Genomic DNA, 19,621 nt, shown 5'->3' with positions numbered 1-19,621 from the left:
ATTATTAGCCTCTTGCTAGTTATCTGATGATAACGAGCATTACCATCAGTTTGTACTAATTACCTGTTTACAAATAGTCCAGTTTTACTCATCTATTTTCAGATCAACACTATCTTGTTGTGCCTCTTTTTTCAGTTCACGTGCATAAAAGAAATAGCCAGTGCACCAATAAATAGCCAATATCAATGGAACAAAATAGCCTTGTAAACATTGCCAAATAAATGAAAATGCATAAGTAAAGACAGGTGCATCAATAGAGCTGTTAGAAATAAGTTGGTTGTTTGGAATATCAATCGCCTTAGTGGCTAAGCCTAAATCGGTAATAATTGGCGCAAATTGGGTGCCGACAAACAGAAAAAATGGCACACCGATGATAGCTAAAATCACCATTCTTAATGTATTGCCTTTGGTTAAAATATAAGCTGGCACAACCAGTGCGATATTAATAATGCCGGCAAATGGTAAGATTTTATTGCCGGGTAAAATCACTGCCCAAATTAAGGTGATAGGAATGGCGACAATTAAAGTAAACCAGATTTCACTTGCTCCCCCCATAAACGGCCAATCAAGACCCACAAACAGTTTACGACCGGCAAAGCGTTTATTCATATAATCGCTGATCGCTTCGGAAATCGGGGATAGCGCCTGCATAAATAATTTTGAGATCATCGGGAACAGCATTAAAGCGGTCGCCGCTTGTACTCCTAGCATTAAAATGGCCGCCACATCATAACCAGCAATAATCCCAAAAATGACACCTAATAAAAATCCGATGACGTGATTTTCAGCAAATACCCCTAGTTTAGAACGCAAGGTTGCTGCATCCATTGGCTTATTCAAAGCGGGGATTTTGCGTAATAGAAGATCAAAAGGATAATAAATGGCACTGAAAAATAGCATTCGGTGCGTACAAGTTACGCCCGGAATACCGGTTAACTTTTCGATTCGATGCTGATTAATATCACCGGAATTGAGCTCTAAAATAATTTGCAACGTTGCAACAACAAAAGCCAATATCAGCGCAATTATTCCGCCCACAAGTGGCGTTGCTACGGCAACAACAATAAAGGCAGTAAAAATTTTACCCCATACATTCCATAAATCAGCATTAAACGTATCGGTCTTTTTCAATACCAACATTAAGATATTGACGCCTACTTGCAGTGGAAACATTAAAAAAGCATATGGCCAAGCCCACGAAACATTTGCCATTGTTGTCCAACCACCGTCAACAATACTGAGCTCAATGCCGGTTCGCTCCATCATGGTTTGTGCAGCAGCGCCTATTGCGCCAACCATAAAACCAATCAGCATACTCATTCCAACAAACGCAACACCTAAAGTAATAGCGGCCGATGCCCCGTCTCGAAATTTCATACGTACAATTAAGCCCGCAATGAGCATTATGATAGGCACAAATACCGGTGCACCTAAATTCAAAATATAATTTATAACTGTTCCAAGAAAGTCCATAATTACACTCCTATTTGCAGGCATCGATAATTTTTTGCAGTTCTGCATCCATATTTATTCCGGTTAAAAAAGCAATGCCATTAATAACCGGGATAGGATATGTTTTCTCAATTTTGGTAATGGCAATATATGCCGCACTGTTTTTAATGTGAGAATCTACCGACTTAAGATCGACAACTTCCACTTTAATATCATTAAGATTTCTCTCTTTTAATAAGCGTGTCACTTTACTTGCAACCGTTTGTGATGTGGCCACTCCACTCCCACATGCAACAATAACCTTTTTCATAATGCCTCCTTATAAATGGATATTTGACGTCAATAAGTTAAAAACTTCATGTTCTGTTTTTGCCTGATATAGCGCCTCTAAAAAACATGAATTTACCAAGCAGGACATCAATTTTTGTAATAAATCAATATGTCCATCTTTTTGGTTAAATCCCAATAGAAAGATAAAATTAGCATCTAAAACATGATCATTATTTGCCATTTCACACCAAGGGATTGTTCCTTTCACTCGAGTAAAGAAAATGAATGGTCTAATAACATGTTCGATATCGGTATGTGGCATTGCCACCACATAAGGTTTGGTCGGTAAAGCGGTCGGAAATAAAGACTCTCGGTGTTTAATCGCTTCTAAGAATGTTGGATTAACATAACCACCACGTTGTAGAATTGAAAAAGTAAAATCAAAAAATTGATTTGAATTTTGGAAGTCTCTATCTAACACAATCAGATCGTTACAAAACAGCTGGTTATTAGATTCATTTTCCATTTCATCCTCCATCATTATGTCGTTAGTCATTTTTAAATCGGGCTGATTTTGATGACTAACTCATACAGTAATTATTTGATGTCATTGATTTTAGGAAATTAAAACAGCGCAGACTATTGGATTTGATACCAAAAAATATCCATAAAATTGCACATCATAGGGATAAAAGTTATCGCTAAAAAATGCGGGAAATATCTGAGAATAGTTATACCAAGTTAGATAGTTAGGCAATTGTGATTCTGCTATTAGCAATTTAATAGACAGAATCACAATAAGTATTGAAGGTTATTTAATTTTTGAAAGAGTGAATTGGTGCCGGAATTCGTCCGCCACGATGAATGAAATCAAATGAACTGAATTTACTCACCGGCATCACAGGAGCATGACCGAGTAATCCACCAAACTCAATATTATCACCCACCTTTAATCCCACAGCCGGAATAATCCGCACGGCTGTGGTTTTGTGGTTAATTACACCGATTGCCGCTTCGTCAGCAATAATAGCCGAAATCGTTTCAGCGGAGGTATCACCCGGTATGGCTATCATATCAAGACCAACTGAACACACACAGGTCATGGCTTCGAGTTTTTCCAAATTAAGTGCCCCGCAATTAACCGCATCAATCATGCCTGCATCTTCAGAAACAGGTATAAAGGCGCCACTTAAACCACCGACATGACCACACGCCATTACGCCACCTTTTTTAACGGCATCATTTAACATCGCTAAAGCTGCCGTTGTGCCATGTGTGCCGACCACTTCCAGTCCCATTTCTTCTAAAATATGCGCAACCGAATCACCAATTGCCGGCGTCGGTGCGAGCGATAAATCTACGATACCAAATTTCACACCTAAGCGCTCTGATGCTTCTTTTCCAACTAATTGCCCCATACGGGTAATTTTAAATGCAGTTTTTTTAATCGTTTCGGCAACCACATCAAAAGGTTGACCTTTTACTTTCTCAAGCGCACGTTTAACAACGCCAGGTCCACTCACGCCGACATTAATCACACAATCGGCTTCACCAACACCATGAAATGCGCCGGCCATAAAAGGGTTGTCTTCAACTGCATTGGCAAATACAACTAATTTTGCACATGCCATGCTACTATTATCAGCGGTTAACTCTGCCGCTTGTTTGATAATTTGCCCCATTTGCTTAACCGCATCCATATTGATACCGGTTTGGGTTGAGCCAACATTGACCGATGCACACACACGCTCAGTTTGCGCCAGTGCTTGCGGAATGGATTTAATTAAAATCTCATCACCTTTATGGTAGCCTTTTTGTACCAAGGCAGAAAATCCACCAATAAAATTAACGCCAACCGCTTTAGCTGCGCTATCAAGGGTTTTAGCAAAGGCAACATAATCTTTGTCATCGCTGGCACCGGCAATTAATGACATCGGCGTCACTGAGATACGTTTATTGATAATAGGAATACCAAATTCGGAAGTAATTTGATCCCCAACTTTGACAAGATCTTTAGCCAATGTGGTTATTTTGTCATAAATTTTTTGACGCGCTTTCTCACCATTACTATCGATACAATCAAGGAGAGAAATTCCCATGGTTATTGTGCGGATATCAAGTTTTTCTTCCTCAATCATTTTAATTGTTTCGAGGATCTGTTTTGTTTCCATTAGTCCTATCCTTAAATAAGAAATGTAGAATTAGAATTGAAATTACAAACGATGCATAGCATCGAAAATCTCTTCTCGTTGAATATTGACTTTAACCTTGAGTCTATCACCTGTTTGCGTTAATGAAGTTTTCACTTCATCAAACGAGACTTTTATTTTGGATAAATCAAGCAACATAATCATGGTAAAATATTCATCCATAATCGTTTGGCTCACATCTAAGATATTAATATCTAATTCAAACAGCTTTTGACTAATTCCGGCAATTATTCCGGTTTGATCTTTTCCTATAACAGTTAAAATCGTTTTCATCACATACTCCGCACAAAATTCACACAATTAAAAGATATTTATTGAGTTGATTATAATAACATCTTCAAAAATTATCGAAATAGGAGTAGATTGTTTTTTTCAACAAAAATAAAAATATTATTAGCATAAATTGAAAGGGCGAAGTTATGATAAATTTCCAAAAATCCAATAAATTGGATCATGTCTGTTACGACATCCGTGGACCTATCTTAGATCATGCAAAACGACTTGAAGAAGAAGGTCAAACTATCCTTAAACTCAATATTGGAAACCCCGCCCCTTTTGGTTTTGCCGCCCCTGATGAACTATTGGTTGATGTCATTCGTAATCTACCTTCTTCGCAAGGCTATTGCGATTCAAAAGGGCTTTACTCAGCTCGTAAAGCCATTATGCAACACTATCAAGCAAGAGGGATCACCAATCTTGATGTTGAAGATATCTATATCGGTAATGGCGTGTCTGAACTGATTGTGCAATCCATGCAAGCACTGCTCAATAGCGGGGATGAAATTTTAGTACCAATGCCCGATTATCCATTATGGACAGCGGCAGTTAGTTTATCCGGTGGCAATGCCGTTCATTATGTATGTGACGAAGAGGCTAACTGGTCACCGGATTTAGAGGATATAAAACGTAAAATCACGCCAAAAACCAAAGGGATTGTGATCATTAATCCTAATAACCCAACTGGCGCCGTGTATAGCAAAGAAGTGTTACTTGAGATTGCTGAAATTGCTCGCCAACATAATTTACTTATTTTCGCCGACGAAATTTACGATAAGATTTTATACGATGATGCTGTACATCATTCGATTGCCTCCCTTGCTCCTGACTTATTTGTCGTTACTATGAGCGGACTATCAAAAACCTATCGAGTAGCGGGCTTTAGACAAGGTTGGATGGCGCTTTGTGGACCTAAACAGCATGTAAAAGGCTACATTGAAGGACTAAATATGCTCGCTTCGATGCGTTTATGCGCCAATGTGCCATTACAACACGCTATTCAAGGTGCACTCGGTGGCTATCAAAGCATTAATGAATTTATTGTACCGGGCGGACGTTTATATGATCAGTGTATGTTAGCGTGGCGATTATTAAATGAGATCCCGGGCGTTTCATGTACTAAGCCACAAGGCGCTTTATACCTGTTTCCAAAACTGGATCAGCAAAAGTTTAATATTCACAATGACCAAAAGTTGGTATTAGACTTTTTATTACAAGAGAAAGTATTGTTAGTGCAAGGCAGTGGCTTTAATTGGCACAAACCCGATCATGTGAGAATTGTTGCACTGCCACATACCGGTGATCTGGAAGATGCTATTAACCGTTTTGGTAACTTTTTATCTAGTTATAAACAATAATTAGATACAAATAAAAAAAGCGCCAGAATTGGCGCTTTTTATTTAACCAGTAATATGAATTAATTATCTTTTTAATTCAGCTAATCTATTACGGATATTTTGTGCACGTTTAGATGAAGATGGATGGCTACTTAAAATTGATGATTCACCGCCACCTAATTTATCAAATGCTGTTGCAAGACCTGCTGGATTAATTTTTCTCTTGATTAAATAATCGAATGAGAAGTTATCCGCTTCTTGTTCTTGTGCTTGTGAGAATTGAGCATTGATAACTTTTTCTGCTAATTTACCAATACTTGATTTAGATAATTTAGCAACTGCTGCATTACCTGATGCTGCTGCTGCATCGCGAGCAATTTCTGTAGCATAAGCAACTTGAATTGCTTTTTTACTGTGACCTAAAGCTACGTGACCTAATTCATGACCTAAAACACCTTCGATTTCGTTGTCATTCATCATATCCATTAAACCGCTGTAAACACGTACACAGCCGTTAGCCATTGCCCATGCGTTAACATCTTTAGTAATATATACTTTATAGTTAACTGGTGTACCGTTTATATTATTACCAAGAGCTTTAGCAATTTTATTTAAACGTTTAGCGTAAGCACTTTTAGCTGGAGCAATTTTTGATTGAGCATCCATTTGTGCACATGATTTTTGGCTTAATGCTTTCACATCATTATCACTGAGTGTTGCCGCTTTCAAACCTTTCATGCCAAGACTAGTTAAATCGTTAGCACTCATGTTTTTACAACCAGCTAACGACATAGCTGCAACTAAAGGTAGTGCAACAAGCAAAGTTTTTTGATGTTTTTTCATACTCTTTTCCTTATATTAACAAAATTTACTTTTTTCTAACTTAAAGCTAGATTTTTTGAATTTTAACGCAAATTTAATAATAATCAACAAATAATTACTTGCTTAGTCATTATTAGCACTTTAGACTAGTGCCTCATTTTTTGAGGAACACAAATATGCAACTGTCAGATTTTGATTTTACACTCCCAAAAGAACTGATTGCAAAATACCCATCAGAAACAAGAAGTTCATGCCGATTATTATCACTTAACAGCCGTACAGGTCATATTGAAGATAAAGTATTTACTGATATCACTGATTACATCAATCAGGGGGATTTACTTATTTTCAATAACACAAAAGTGATTCCGGCTCGAATATATGGGAAAAAAGCATCGGGTGGAAAAATTGAAATATTGATTGAGCGTTTATTAGAAGATAATCGAGCTCTTGCACATATAAAAGCATCTAAATCACCTAAAGCAGGTGCTGAACTCATTTTAGGTGAGGAAAATAATATTAGCGTTACCATGCTTGCTCGCCATGATACTTTATTCGAATTACAATTTCCTGATGATGTACTTAAAATTTTGAATGAAATTGGACACATCCCTTTACCACCTTACATAGATAGACCTGATGAAGATCAAGATCGTGAGGTATACCAAACTGTTTATAGTAAAGTACCTGGTGCAGTTGCTGCACCAACAGCAGGTCTTCATTTCGATGAGCCTTTATTAGAAAAGCTTAAAAACAAAGGTGTCGAAATGGAATTTGTAACGTTGCATGTCGGTGCAGGTACATTCCAACCAGTAAGAGTTGAAAATATAAAAACGCATATCATGCATGCTGAATATGCAGAAGTGCCAGAATCAGTTGTCAAAGCAGTTTTAGAATGCAAAGCCCGAGGAAATAAGGTCATTGCTGTCGGTACAACATCAGTCAGAGCGTTGGAAAGTGCAGCAAAACAATCTGGCAAAATTGCACCTTTTTTTGAAGATACTCAGATATTTATTTATCCAGGTTTTGATTTTAAAGTAATCGATGCACTTATTACTAATTTTCATTTACCTGAATCCACTTTAATAATGTTAGTTTCTGCATTTGCTGGCTATGAAAATACCATGCGAGCTTATCAACATGCAGTAAACGAAAAATATCACTTTTTTAGTTATGGTGATGCCATGCTAATTACTAAATAAGTTATAGCCAATTAAATTTTACCTAAATTTAATTGGCAAAATATAAAAATACTAATAATGCTTTAACTTGTTAGTGATGTTATTAATACGATTTATATTAGTTGGATGGGATGTTGGTTGATTTTTAGCATGAATTGGCATTTTTGTTAACATATTAACCAATCCTTTGGGATCTATTTTTTCCTTAACTAATAAATCAAAAGCATAATTATCTGCTTCAACCTCATATTGATGGGAAATTTCTTCTTTTACCATAATCACTATTTCATTGGATTTATCAGTAATCTCAATATAAGGCGCATGTCTAAGTAAACTTATTCCGTGTTTTAGTGCAATATGAGCCTGTTCATGAGCAATCACTGCTTGTAACTCATCATCTTCAAGTAATTTCATCAATCCACTATTTATTCGAATACAACCATTAGCTGTAGACCAAGCATTAGGTTCACTATCAAGATAAACTTTGTAACTTAATTCAATATTATTTGTTTTTCTAGGTAACTTATTGTTAAGATTAGATAATCTCTTACTAAGAAAATGATAATCAGGTGCAATAATTGCCTTCTTATCATTTTCAATGCAAGCTTGTTGGCTAATAGCTAATATATCAGAGTCAGATAATGTTTTAATTCGTTCAGATGAAATGATAGTTGGCTGTATTTGATTTTGACATCCAACTAACATTACTACAAATAATAAAATAATATATTTCAAAAGCTCAAAGATCCTTATAGATATTGTCTATTTAGGTTTAGCACGATAAACTACGCACCGCAAAAATAATACGATAACGTATTATATCAATAATTAGCGCCAAACTGTTTATTTGGTCGCAAGAGGTTAACACAAAAAATGAAATTTGAACTAGATAATACTGACGGCTTAGCTCGTCGTGGACGAATGAAGTTCGATCGTCGTGGTGTTGAATATACAGTTGAAACACCCGCATTTATGCCAGTTGGCACTTATGGTACCGTCAAAGGTATGACCCCTGAAGAAGTCGCTGCTACAGGTGCACAAATTTTATTGGGTAATACTTTCCATTTATGGTTAAGACCTGGACAAGAAATTATGCGTAAACACGGTGATTTGCATGATTTTATGCAGTGGCCAGGCCCGATTTTAACCGACTCTGGAGGGTTCCAAGTTTTTAGTCTTGGTGATATTCGAAAAATTAAAGAAGAAGGCGTCTATTTCCGTAACCCTATCAATGGTGATTCAATCTTTTTATCACCTGAAATTTCAATGGAAATCCAATATGATCTTGGTTCTGATATCGTCATGATTTTTGATGAATGTGCGCCGTTTCCTGCCGAGTGGGACTATGTCAAAAAATCAATGGAAATGTCTCTACGCTGGGCAAAACGTAGTCGCCAACGTTTTGACGAATTGGGCAATAAAAATGCCTTATTTGGTATAGTACAAGGCGGTATACATCAAGAATTACGTGATATCTCGATTAAAGGATTAACCGAAATTGGTTTTGACGGCTATGCCGTTGGCGGATTAGCGGTGGGTGAGCCGAAAGCCGATATGCATCGTATCTTAGAAGGAACTTGCCCACAATTACCAGCTGATAAACCACGTTATCTAATGGGTGTTGGTAAACCTGAGGATTTAGTTGAAGGTGTTCGTCGTGGTATTGATATGTTTGATTGCGTGATGCCAACTCGTAACGCACGTAACGGGCATCTGTTTGTTACTAATGGGGTCATTAAAATCCGTAATGCAAAATATAAAGATGACACGACCCCACTCGATCCTGAGTGTGATTGTTACACCTGTAAAAATTACACTAAATCTTATCTTCATCATTTAGACAAATGTGGAGAAATATTAGGGGCACGACTCAATACCATTCATAATTTACGTTATTATCAACGCTTAATGGCTGAAATTCGTGAAGCGGTTGCTAATCAACGTTACGAAGCATTTGTCGCCGAGTTTTACCAAAGAATTGGCAAAACCCCCGCTCCTTTCACAAAATAAAAATTATCATTATAATTTTTAGGCGTAACTATTGACACATCGAGGTTAGCGCAGTATTATGCGCATCCTAACGGCGAGTAGCGCAGCTTGGTAGCGCAACTGGTTTGGGACCAGTGGGTCGGAGGTTCGAATCCTCTCTCGCCGACCAATTTAAATAAAAAAGCCTGCTCATTGAGTAGGCTTTTTTATTATTCACTTCAGTCTAGAGGATGAGAACCGACGGAGGTTAGAGCCGAGCGCAGCGAGACAACGTTGCTTTAGCAACAACCAGAAGAGTTAGTATGAAATGCAAGGAATTCTCTCTCGCCAACCAATTTCATGAAAAGCCCGTTCTCGTTAATAGGCTTTTTTAAAACTAACTTATTTAAATTTAACTTCAAGTTAACTACAACAATCCTTCTTATTATCCTAAATTTTTAAAGCTATAAACTCGCTCTTGAACATATCATTGGTTCTAATGATGGCATGTCTGGGGTTAAATCATCTTCTTTATTTATTAAGTTATTCAGCAATAAACGAGCAATATATTCCCCTTTATTATTTGAAGGCAAAGAAACTGTTGTCAATGTTGGAAAACTCACCTTACTAAATTCGCTATCTCCAAACCCACAAACAGCTAACTGGTATGGAACACGAATATGCCTCCGCTGGCATTCATAAAGAACCCCACAAGCTAATTCATCTGTTGTACAGATTAATGCATCTATTTCTGGCCAATTCAATAGAATGTCTGATAGTAACTCACTTCCTGTCGTAAAGTTGGCTGGTTTGGCTGCATTAATGATTCTGTGTGTGGGTAAATGTTTACTTAACATAACTTTATGCCAGCCATGTAACCTTTGTTGGAATATATGATATTGGTGATTAGCACAAAGTAATCCTATATTTTTGTATCCTTTGTCAATTACATGTTCAGTTAACATTGACATTGCTAGACTATCATCTAATCCGATTTTAATGTTTGAGCATTCTTCATAATGTTTACCTACATTAAAAATAGGAATTGTTTTATTATTAGTAAGAAGTTTTAAGAAATCATCATCTTCAAAATAGAAAAGCAATATAGCTTCAAGATTATGACTATAAAGAATATTTAGCAGTTGAGATTCTCGCTTATAATAAAGATTAGATTCAAATATAAGGATTGTATAACCTTGTTTAGCTAAATATGTTTGTAACGAATTTAATGATATTTGTATAGAATGTTCGAAAATTTTTGTAGTTATAACAGCAATAACTTTATTGGCAGAAGCTGAAGCTAACAAACTGGCAGAAATATTTGGTTTATAACCTAATGTATCGACGGCTAATTGAATTTTTTGGCGAAGTTTATCTGATACCTTATCTGGAGTTCTTAAAGCACGCGAAACTGTCATGGCTCCAACACCTGCGTATTTAGCCACATCAAACAAGGTTGTTTGGCCTGTACCCTTACGTTTTTTTACATCCTGCATACTTAATCTCAAAAGAACAAATCTAATTCATACTATTTATATATTATATCATTTAGGTAATATGAAAAGTTTGTTAGATAAAATGCACTTATTAATATAATATCATTACGTTAAAACAATTAGCTTTTAGCAATATATCAAAAATGCTACCTAAATCACATAATCGAAAAAAAACGCACCAAAAATGATAGCGCTATCACATTTTTATCTTTTTTAAATTTTTATAGTTAGACAATATGTTAATTTTCAATAGAAACATATAGAGATCTATTTCGGAGGTAAAATGTTAAATCAATGGCTAAATTATCAAACCGTCAAAACTATTGATTCTGTACAAGATTGGAAAGAGGCAATAAAAATTTGTGCAGAACCTTTATTAAATAACCATTCAATTTCTTCTAACTATATTGATGCTATTTTTCAACTACATGAATCAATTGGCCCTTACTATGTATTAGCTCCAGGTATTGCAATGCCACATGCTCGTCCAGAACAAGGGGTAAATAAGCTAGGTTTATCTATGTTGCTTGTAAAAAAAGGCGTTAATTTCAATTCAGCAGAAAATGATCCAGTTTATTTAATCACTTTATTAGCCGCTAATGACAGTACTAGTCATATCGAGTTATTAACTCAATTAGCAACATTATTCGCCGAAACAAAAGATATTCAGACAATTTTCAATGCAAAAAGCAGCGATGAAATTTTGTCTGTAATTAATCGTTATTAATCAAATTAAACAAATAAAAGGATAAACAATATGAAAATTATGGCAGTTTGTGGCTCAGGCCTTGGTAGTAGTTTTATGGTAGAAATGAATATCAAAAAAGTACTCAAAAAACTAAACATTGATGCAGAAGTCACTCACGCTGATCTAGCTTCAGCAACCCCCGATCAAGCTGATTTGTTCGTGATGACAAAAGATCTAGCTACCAGCTCAGGAATTCCAACCGAAAAATTAGTAGTATTAAATAATATTATTGATATCAACGATTTGGAAAAGAAACTCGTTGAACATTTTGCCAAAAACTAAGCAAATTTTGAGGTGTTACTATGATTCAGGAAATAGTAAAATTTATTGTTGATATCCTAAAAGTTCCAGCGGTACTTGTTGGTTTAATCGCAATGGTAGGATTATTGGCTCAGCGTAAATCGTTTGCCGATACGGTTAAAGGAACCATTAAAACTATTTTAGGTTTCTTGGTATTAGGCGGTGGTGCAACAGTACTCATTAGTGCCATTACCCCATTAGGCTTAATGTTTGAACAAGCATTTGAACTACAAGGAATTGTTCCCAACAATGAAGCCATTGTTTCAATGGCATTAAATGAGTATGGCACAGCAACTGCTTTAATTATGGCGTTTGGCATGATTGCAAATATTATCGTTGCTCGATTTACTCGTTTAAAATACATCTTTCTAACTGGTCATCATACTTTTTATATGGCTTGTATGATTAGTATTATTTTAACTGTCTCAGGGTTTAAAGATTGGCAATTAGTCTTTACTGGCGCATTAGTTTTAGGGCTAATTATGGCGTTTTTCCCAGCTTTAGCTCAACCACAAATGCGCAAAATTACTGGTAATGACGATGTCGCGTTTGGTCACTTTGGTACACTAGGTTATGTCTTAGCTGGTTGGCTTGGAATGGCAGTTGGAAAAGGATCTCGTTCAACCGAAGAGATGAATTTGCCAAAAAACTTAAGCTTCTTACGTGACAGTTCAATTTCAATCTCGTTAACCATGATGATTATCTACCTTATTTTAGCTGTATTTGCCGGTTCAAATTATGTTGAAAGCAATCTTAGCAGTGGTGATAATTATTTAGTTTATGCCATTATTGAGGCGATTACTTTTGCAGCGGGTGTCTTTATCATATTGCAAGGCGTACGTCTAATTCTTGCCGAGATTGTCCCAGCATTTACAGGGTTTTCAGAAAAATTAGTTCCGAATGCCAAACCAGCTTTAGATTGTCCTGTGGTATTTCCTTATGCCCCTAATGCTGTATTAATTGGCTTTTTATTTAGCTTTTTAGGTGGCTTAGTCGGATTATTTGTTTTAGGTCAACTTAACGCCGTACTGATTTTACCGGGCGTGGTTCCACATTTCTTCTGTGGTGCAACTGCTGGTGTATTTGGTAATGCAATGGGCGGACGTCGAGGTGCAATGCTTGGTGCATTTGCTAATGGTTTATTAGTGACATTCTTACCTGTAGTATTATTACCTGTGTTAGGATCACTTGGTTTTGCCAATACAACGTTTTCTGATGTCGATTTTTGTGGTGTAGGCATTTTACTTGGTAATATGGCAAAATGGTTTAATAAAGATGTTATCATGATGATTATTGTTAGTATCTTCGCTTTATTAGTTGTGTATAACTATGTAGCTAAACCGAAATGCGATATCCATAATGATTAATAGATAATATTGTATCGATTAAAATCCATCTAATTTGCCAGACTAATCAGTCTGGCAATTTCATAAAAAAAGTCATTGTATAGTTATTTTTTATAGGAATAAAAAATGAATGATAACCAACAAAATGGAATTTATGGCATGGCCAAACAAATGCGAGTCAGATACGGCTAACTTTTTAGCAGATTGTTTTATTAAACATCAACGAGATGAAACTAAAACCTATATCATTTTAAATAATAACATACCAGTTGGATTACTTTCCTTTAACCACATTGATAGATAAAAGCAATAAAACAGCTTATATAGGCTATTGGCTAGATAGCAAAGCACAAGGAAAGGGTATTATTACACAAGCTATCCAAGCACTCACACATTATTATGCGATAAAAAACTTATTAAACGTTTTGTCATTAAATGTTCTGTCACTAATTTAAAAAGTAATCAAGTCGCTAAGCGTTGTGGTTTTGATTATGAAGGAACACTTAAACAAGCAGAATATCTTAATGGCACTTATTATGATCAAAATATTTATAGCTTAATTTCAAGTTATATCTAAGTTTAAAAAAATAAACCGACAATAGTCGGTTTATTGAATGTATTTATTAAGGAATATATTTCAATTAATTATATAACCATATACAATTAATGCAGTTATAAAGATTAAAGTTCCACAAGCAATAACGTATTGTGTTTTGACTCGATATTTTTTCATTTCACCAAGCGAAAGCTCTTTATTATGATTTTTTCTGTGATAATAGTAGTACAAAGGTAAGCCTATCAATGTCAAACAGATTGAAGCAATACCGTTTACAGTTTGATAAATCAACATACCATAAATAACATAAGCTGCTCCGCTTATAGCCACAATGGGAATAATAGGATAACCGATAACTTTATAAGGCCTAGGCACGTCAGCATATTTTTTTCTGGCAATAATCACGCCAACAAAAGTAAGTAGATAAAATACCCAAATCGCAAACATTGAAATCTCAGATAACCGATCAGCATCTAGTAATATTGAATACAAAAATGAAAAAAAGACCAAAACAATAATGGCATTAACCGGAGAACGGCTATCTTCATCAATAGTACTTAAAAAACGTGCTCCAATAATCGTACCTCGTTCCGCCATACTAAACATAGTTCGGGATAACGTCATGATATAACCATTGATACCGCCTAAAATTGAAACCATAATGCCAACTGCAACTAAATTACCACCTAAATGTCCAAACATTCGTTGTGAAGCCACCGCAGATGCATCATGTCCAAGCGTAACCATTTCTTTTACAGGAAATATTTTGAATAATGCAATATTAATACAGGCATAAACTATTACTAAAAATATAATGCCGAGAATAATGGCTTTGGGTAACACTCTTGATGGATTACGAATTTCACCAGCAACGGACGCTACTTGCGCCCAACCATCATAAGCAAACAAGGTTGCCAATATTGCTACTGCAAATGGCGCAGTAGTTTCAATTCCCTGGCCGCTTGAACTAAATAATGCAACTTGACCATTACCTTTCCATAATCCAAATATTGCTAACAACAAAATTGGAATGAGTTTACAAAAAGTAGCGATGGTTTGCAGATATCCAGCTTGTTTAACCCCTATTGAATTGATACATGCAATGAACCCCAAAACCCCAGCACTAACCGCCAATCGATAAGAATCATTGATATCAAATAATAAACAACAAACTGAGCTAAAATATCCTACCAATGCGCCTACTAATGATGGCGCAAATAAAACGGTTATCATCCAACCATATAAATGTGAAACTTTTGCACCATAAATCTTTTCTAAATAAACCAACATGCCACCTGTTTTCGGGAACATAACGCCCAATTCACAGAGTGTTAAACCACCACAAATAGAAAAAGCACCACCGATTATCCAAGCTAACAATGCAAAATTATAATCCCCAGCTACTTCCAGTACCGCTGGCGGTTTCATAAAGGCACCAGCCCCTAAAACCATTCCAACAACTAGTGATAGTGCAGAAAGTAAACCCAAATCTTTCCGCAAATTATTCTCTAAATTGTGCTCAGACATAAACAACCCCTTAAATCTATCAATTAAGCAAGCAAAATTGGCTTATGATAGGGTTTTATTTATAAAACACAAGAAAGATTATTCTTAATCTAAAAAAAGTCATACAAGTTGTAAAATAGTTAACATTCTGTTTAATAAAAAAGTCAGCATAAAGCTGACTTTTAACAATTCAATGATAATTATTATTTTTTCTTCATTTTCATATCGATAACCATACGACCACGAATTTTACCCGCTTTCATTTCATCAATCATATTATTGATATCTTCAAATGGGCGTTTTTCAACTATTGGCACAACTTTACCTTCAGCACTAAAACGAAATGCTTCGGCTAAATCTTCACGTGTACCAACTAGCGAACCTAAAACTTGAATACCATCTAAAACTGTCTTAGGAATACTTAAATCCATTGTTTCAGAAGGAAGACCTAATGCAACAACACGACCTAATGGACGAACAGAACCTATAGCCTGATTAAATGCAGTTTTAGTAACTGAAGTCACAACTGCACCATGAACACCACCACCTGTATGCTCTTTAATATAAGCACCAACATCTTCCACCTTTTTAGGATTAATAACTAAATCAGCACCAAGTTTTTTACACAATTCTAACTGGCTATCACTGTTACTAATAGCAACAACTTTGTTATTAAAAACATTCTTACCATATTCAATAGCCAACGTTCCAAGACCACCAATTCCAAATACTGCGAGCCATTGACCTGGTTTAGTATCAGCTACCTTAATTCCTTTATAAGTGGTAACCCCCGCACAAGTTACACTTGTTGCTTGAGCTGGATCTAATCCATCAGGGACTTTTACCGCATAATCAGCTTTAACAATACATTGCTCAGCCATACCGCCATCAACAGTATAACCAGAATTTAATGCACTACGACAAAATGTTTCGTTACCGGAAATACAATATTCACAAGTACCACAACCTGCATGGAACCATGCAATACTGACACGATCACCAACTTTCAAGCTTTTTACATCAGGCGCAATTTTAGTCACGATACCGACACCTTCATGACCAATTACACGACCAGGTTTTTTACCGAAATCTCCAGCTGCAACATGAAGATCGGTATGACAAAGTCCACAATATTCAACCTCAACTAAAGCTTCCCCCGCTTCTAAAGGACGTACAGGAATATCTTTAATTTCAACTTGACCATCGCACTCTTGTCTAATAACTGCAGCTTTCATTTGTTTCTCCTAGATAATTACAATTTAAAAACATAACTGCTTTTATTTTAGCCTATTTATTTAGAAAAAATATGCGCTATTTCACAATTATCAATAAAAATGAGAATTATTTTTAATTTATTGTGTATATGCGATATTTACCCTAAACATCTAAAAAAACTGGTGATCATAAAAATTCTACAAGTTAGCCTAGCGAGTAAATATATAACTAAAAGTAATATAAATATGCGATATCGGCATTTCTCAAATTTACTAAAAATTTTTATAGTTAAATCCTAAAAATTTTCATTGTTATAAATACCGAAAATATGGTGACAACAAGGAGCATACATGAAATTATTCAATATTAAACAAATATTTATTATAGGACTACTGTCAATTTTGTTGCCATTTTATTCGGTGGCGGATGAAAAAACACCACAACGAGGTGGAACACTAGTTGTCCATTATTCTGGAGAACAAAGGGTTCTCAACCCTGCTTTACGTGCATCAACAGGTGTATATGAAGTATCAGGAAAAGTAGTTGAATCATTAGTTGATCTCGATGCAGATGGCCAAATTGTTCCTGTTCTTGCTACATCATGGACTTCCTCACCAGATGGAAAAACAATAACATTCAAATTACGCGAAGGTGTCAAATGGCACGACGGTAAACCCTTTACATCACAAGATGTAAAATATAACGCACTAGAGTTTTGGAAAAAAAGATTAAATTTCTCAACTGCATTACAACTTAATTTAACCTCTGTCGATACACCCGATGACCATACAGTAGTATTCAATTATTCTCGTCCAATGCCATTAGATTTACTATTAAGAGCTTTAGTTGATCTTGGCTATGTTGTTCCCAAACATTTGTACGAAGGCACCGATGTATTAAATAATCCTTATAACACCGCACCCGTAGGGACTGGGCCATTCAAGTTCGTTGAATATCAACGAGGACAACATATTATTGTTGAACGCAATGCTGATTATTGGCGAAAAGGATATCCTTATTTAGATAAAATAATCTGGCGCATTATTAACGATAACTCTTCAGCATCAGCTGCACTTGAAAGTGGACAAATTGATTTAAGTGCATACTCAAAATTAAGCCTTGCTGATATTAATCGATTCAAACAAAACTCAAAATTTGAGGTTTTAACAAAAGGTTCTCAAGCAAATATTTTCAATAATACTTTAGAATTTAACTTCCGCAATCCGATCATTGCTAACCTAAACGTTCGCAAAGCAATTGTTCAATCACTCGATATTCCTTTCTTCATCGATGACTTTTTATACGGATTTGGTAAGCCTGCAACAGGTATTATTCCATCATCAAACGTTTTTTACCCTAAAGACAGTAAAATTGTTTACCCTTTTGATAGAGAAAAAGCTGAACAATTATTAGATGAAGCGGGTTATCCACGAAAAGCTGACGGCACTCGTTTTACCTTAAAATTAGTCCATATTAATAATGGTGAAGATGTTCCACTTTTTGCAACATTTATCCAACAATCTTTAGCTGAAATCGGCATTAATGTGGTTATCGTTAATCTCGACACTGCTGGCGCTTTAAATGCCGTTTATAAACTCCACGATTTTGATATTGCAACAGGGTGGCACCAATATAGAGGCGATCCAGCAGTATCGACAACTGTTTGGTTACGTTCTGGCAGTCCTGAAGGAGCGCCTTGGACAAATCAATATGGCTGGAAATCTGATGCTGTCGACCAATTAATCGATAGTGCCGCAACTGAAATAGATCCAGTCAAACGTAAAGCACTTTATGGTCAACTAGTTGATGTCGTGAATACTGAACTACCACTCTGGTTCGCAACAGAACGTGAATTCATCTCAGTGATTAATAACAAAGTACACAATCATCATAATACAGCACGTTGGCCATCAAGTAGTTGGTTTGATGTATGGATAGAACACTAAGTTAAGGTGAAATGATGACGCATATACTGACTTTAGCACTTAGACGATTATTAACCACGATTCCAGCACTGGTTATCATACTAATTGCGCTATTTTTATTATTGCAATTGGCGCCTGGCGATACAGTGGATGCTTTACTTGCCCAAATTGGTGGTGCCGAATCAAGCGTTATTGATGAAATGCGTCATCATTATGAACTTGACCAATCAACAAGTTCACGATTAATCAATTATTTATGGCGATTAGTTCATTTAGATTTGGGGCAATCAGCAATATATAATAAGCCAGTTAGCCATATGATCTTAGAACGTTTACCGGCTACATTACTATTGATGGTTTGCGCAATGTTCTTAGCGTTTACCTTCGGTACAATCCTTGGCATTTTATCCGCTCAAAAAGTGAATCGTTGGCCAGATACACTCATTTCAGTACTGGGACTAATTTTTTATTCAACACCTTCATTTTGGTTAGCTCTCATGGGAATTGTCTTCTTCTCAATTTATTTGAATTGGTTACCACCTAGTGGGTTTGGCAGTATCGGCGAATCATTAACGGGTATTTCAGCATTTTTTGATATTGCATGGTATTTAATCTTGCCAACTACCACCCTAGCTTTAGTTTATCTAGCAATCTATTTACGCATTATGCGCGCTTCATTACTTGAAGTATCGACCTTAGACTTTGTTAAAACTGCTAAAGCAAAAGGATTAAGTAGCCGCCAGATACTGGTTAATCACATACTACGTAACGCCATGTTACCAATGATAACGCTAATCGGTCTACAAGCAGGCACCATGTTAGGCGGTTCGGTGGTTATTGAAACCATTTTTGCTATTCCAGGATTAGGACGACTTGCCTATGATTCTGTAGTACAAAGAGATCTAAACACTTTACTTGGCGTAGTATTTGTTTCAGCAATACTCGTTATCATTATTAATTTTATTGTCGATATGCTTTACGCAAAGCTCGATCCACGCATTACAGGACATTAA

The 19,621-nt window shown here is 35.9% G+C and carries 21 protein-coding genes, 1 tRNA gene and 1 other RNA gene; 13 read left to right on the top strand and 10 right to left on the bottom strand.

Translation table 11 applies throughout. The features are described from left to right. Positions 1–84: 84 nt before the first annotated feature. The 5 genes from J3T98_RS05635 to J3T98_RS05615 all read right to left on the bottom strand — a co-directional run bounded on the left by J3T98_RS05635 (position 85) and on the right by J3T98_RS05615 (position 4,205). On the bottom strand, positions 85–1,473 hold the full coding sequence (locus tag J3T98_RS05635) for a PTS galactitol transporter subunit IIC (protein WP_220218835.1): 1,389 nt from the start codon (positions 1,471–1,473) through the stop codon (positions 85–87). Positions 1,474–1,483: 10 nt separating this feature from the next. Beyond that, positions 1,484–1,762, bottom strand: a complete 279-nt coding sequence (locus tag J3T98_RS05630) for a PTS sugar transporter subunit IIB (protein WP_220218834.1) — start codon at positions 1,760–1,762, stop codon at positions 1,484–1,486. A 9-nt stretch (positions 1,763–1,771) separates the two neighbouring features. Further along, positions 1,772–2,278 (bottom strand): PTS sugar transporter subunit IIA, encoded by a 507-nt coding sequence (locus J3T98_RS05625; protein WP_267362351.1) that lies wholly within the window; start codon positions 2,276–2,278, stop codon positions 1,772–1,774. 259 nt (positions 2,279–2,537) lie between these two features. Continuing rightward, on the bottom strand, positions 2,538–3,893 hold the full coding sequence (locus J3T98_RS05620) for a PFL family protein (protein WP_267339197.1): 1,356 nt from the start codon (positions 3,891–3,893) through the stop codon (positions 2,538–2,540). Between the two features lie 42 nt (positions 3,894–3,935). After that, the gene (locus J3T98_RS05615) at positions 3,936–4,205 is read right to left on the bottom strand and encodes an ACT domain-containing protein (RefSeq protein ID WP_065562050.1); all 270 of its coding nucleotides are present in this window, start codon (positions 4,203–4,205) and stop codon (positions 3,936–3,938) included. Between the two features lie 146 nt (positions 4,206–4,351). On the opposite strand from J3T98_RS05615, the gene J3T98_RS05610 reads away from it, so the two are divergent. After that, on the top strand, positions 4,352–5,566 hold the full coding sequence (locus J3T98_RS05610; RefSeq protein WP_267362350.1) for a pyridoxal phosphate-dependent aminotransferase: 1,215 nt from the start codon (positions 4,352–4,354) through the stop codon (positions 5,564–5,566). A 63-nt stretch (positions 5,567–5,629) separates the two neighbouring features. Here the strand turns inward: J3T98_RS05610 and J3T98_RS05605 are convergent, their stop codons facing one another. Beyond that, positions 5,630–6,388 (bottom strand): M48 family metalloprotease, encoded by a 759-nt coding sequence (locus tag J3T98_RS05605; protein WP_267362349.1) that lies wholly within the window; start codon positions 6,386–6,388, stop codon positions 5,630–5,632. A 155-nt stretch (positions 6,389–6,543) separates the two neighbouring features. On the opposite strand from J3T98_RS05605, the gene queA reads away from it, so the two are divergent. Beyond that, complete coding sequence (gene queA, locus J3T98_RS05600) at positions 6,544–7,569, top strand: tRNA preQ1(34) S-adenosylmethionine ribosyltransferase-isomerase QueA (RefSeq protein ID WP_065735062.1); 1,026 nt, start codon at positions 6,544–6,546, stop codon at positions 7,567–7,569. A 51-nt stretch (positions 7,570–7,620) separates the two neighbouring features. Here the strand turns inward: queA and J3T98_RS05595 are convergent, their stop codons facing one another. Then, the gene (locus J3T98_RS05595) at positions 7,621–8,283 is read right to left on the bottom strand and encodes a M48 family metalloprotease (protein ID WP_267362348.1); all 663 of its coding nucleotides are present in this window, start codon (positions 8,281–8,283) and stop codon (positions 7,621–7,623) included. Between the two features lie 138 nt (positions 8,284–8,421). On the opposite strand from J3T98_RS05595, the gene tgt reads away from it, so the two are divergent. The 3 genes from tgt to J3T98_RS05580 all read left to right on the top strand — a co-directional run bounded on the left by tgt (position 8,422) and on the right by J3T98_RS05580 (position 9,871). Beyond that, a complete protein-coding gene (tgt, locus tag J3T98_RS05590) occupies positions 8,422–9,558 on the top strand; it encodes a tRNA guanosine(34) transglycosylase Tgt (protein ID WP_267358173.1) in 1,137 nt (378 codons plus the stop codon). Between the two features lie 71 nt (positions 9,559–9,629). After that, positions 9,630–9,706 (top strand) — tRNA-Pro (locus J3T98_RS05585). Positions 9,707–9,746: 40 nt separating this feature from the next. Beyond that, positions 9,747–9,871: non-coding RNA, RtT sRNA (locus J3T98_RS05580), on the top strand. Positions 9,872–9,980: 109 nt separating this feature from the next. Here J3T98_RS05580 and J3T98_RS05575 read toward each other — a convergent pair. Further along, on the bottom strand, positions 9,981–10,961 hold the full coding sequence (locus tag J3T98_RS05575; RefSeq protein ID WP_267362346.1) for a LacI family DNA-binding transcriptional regulator: 981 nt from the start codon (positions 10,959–10,961) through the stop codon (positions 9,981–9,983). A gap of 334 nt (positions 10,962–11,295) precedes the next feature. Here J3T98_RS05575 and J3T98_RS05570 point away from each other — a divergent pair, with 334 nt between their 5' ends. From J3T98_RS05570 to J3T98_RS11205, 6 genes are all read left to right on the top strand, one after another. Beyond that, the gene (locus J3T98_RS05570; RefSeq protein WP_065735058.1) at positions 11,296–11,739 is read left to right on the top strand and encodes a PTS sugar transporter subunit IIA; all 444 of its coding nucleotides are present in this window, start codon (positions 11,296–11,298) and stop codon (positions 11,737–11,739) included. A gap of 30 nt (positions 11,740–11,769) precedes the next feature. Then, complete coding sequence (locus tag J3T98_RS05565) at positions 11,770–12,042, top strand: PTS sugar transporter subunit IIB (RefSeq protein WP_065562042.1); 273 nt, start codon at positions 11,770–11,772, stop codon at positions 12,040–12,042. A gap of 20 nt (positions 12,043–12,062) precedes the next feature. Next, positions 12,063–13,427, top strand: a complete 1,365-nt coding sequence (locus J3T98_RS05560; protein WP_267362345.1) for a PTS ascorbate transporter subunit IIC — start codon at positions 12,063–12,065, stop codon at positions 13,425–13,427. A 109-nt stretch (positions 13,428–13,536) separates the two neighbouring features. Beyond that, complete coding sequence (locus J3T98_RS05555; protein ID WP_267362344.1) at positions 13,537–13,710, top strand: hypothetical protein; 174 nt, start codon at positions 13,537–13,539, stop codon at positions 13,708–13,710. Next, a complete protein-coding gene (locus J3T98_RS11210; RefSeq protein ID WP_416380619.1) occupies positions 13,676–13,861 on the top strand; it encodes a GNAT family N-acetyltransferase in 186 nt (61 codons plus the stop codon). The genes J3T98_RS05555 and J3T98_RS11210 overlap by 35 nt, the downstream gene beginning before the upstream one ends. Continuing rightward, positions 13,822–13,983: a GNAT family N-acetyltransferase gene (locus J3T98_RS11205; RefSeq protein ID WP_416380624.1), complete on the top strand. Its 162-nt coding sequence runs from the start codon at positions 13,822–13,824 to the stop codon at positions 13,981–13,983. The genes J3T98_RS11210 and J3T98_RS11205 overlap by 40 nt, the downstream gene beginning before the upstream one ends. A gap of 60 nt (positions 13,984–14,043) precedes the next feature. Here J3T98_RS11205 and J3T98_RS05550 read toward each other — a convergent pair whose 3' ends face one another. Together J3T98_RS05550 and adhP are read right to left on the bottom strand one after the other, a co-directional pair. Further along, positions 14,044–15,489, bottom strand: a complete 1,446-nt coding sequence (locus J3T98_RS05550) for an APC family permease (protein ID WP_267362343.1) — start codon at positions 15,487–15,489, stop codon at positions 14,044–14,046. Positions 15,490–15,671: 182 nt separating this feature from the next. Next, on the bottom strand, positions 15,672–16,703 hold the full coding sequence (adhP, locus tag J3T98_RS05545) for an alcohol dehydrogenase AdhP (RefSeq protein WP_065562038.1): 1,032 nt from the start codon (positions 16,701–16,703) through the stop codon (positions 15,672–15,674). A 330-nt stretch (positions 16,704–17,033) separates the two neighbouring features. Here adhP and J3T98_RS05540 point away from each other — a divergent pair, with 330 nt between their 5' ends. Both J3T98_RS05540 and J3T98_RS05535 read left to right on the top strand, forming a co-directional pair. Continuing rightward, entirely contained in the window at positions 17,034–18,629 is a 1,596-nt protein-coding gene (locus J3T98_RS05540; protein ID WP_267362342.1) for an ABC transporter substrate-binding protein, read from the top strand. 14 nt (positions 18,630–18,643) lie between these two features. Then, entirely contained in the window at positions 18,644–19,621 is a 978-nt protein-coding gene (locus J3T98_RS05535) for an ABC transporter permease (RefSeq protein WP_267329299.1), read from the top strand.

Source organism: Gilliamella sp. B2772 (assembly GCF_026536985.1).
Taxonomy (GTDB): Bacteria; Pseudomonadota; Gammaproteobacteria; order Enterobacterales; family Orbaceae; genus Gilliamella; species Gilliamella apicola_E.
Note: the sequence above shows the minus strand (reverse complement) of the source record. Positions and strands in the feature narration are given on the sequence as shown.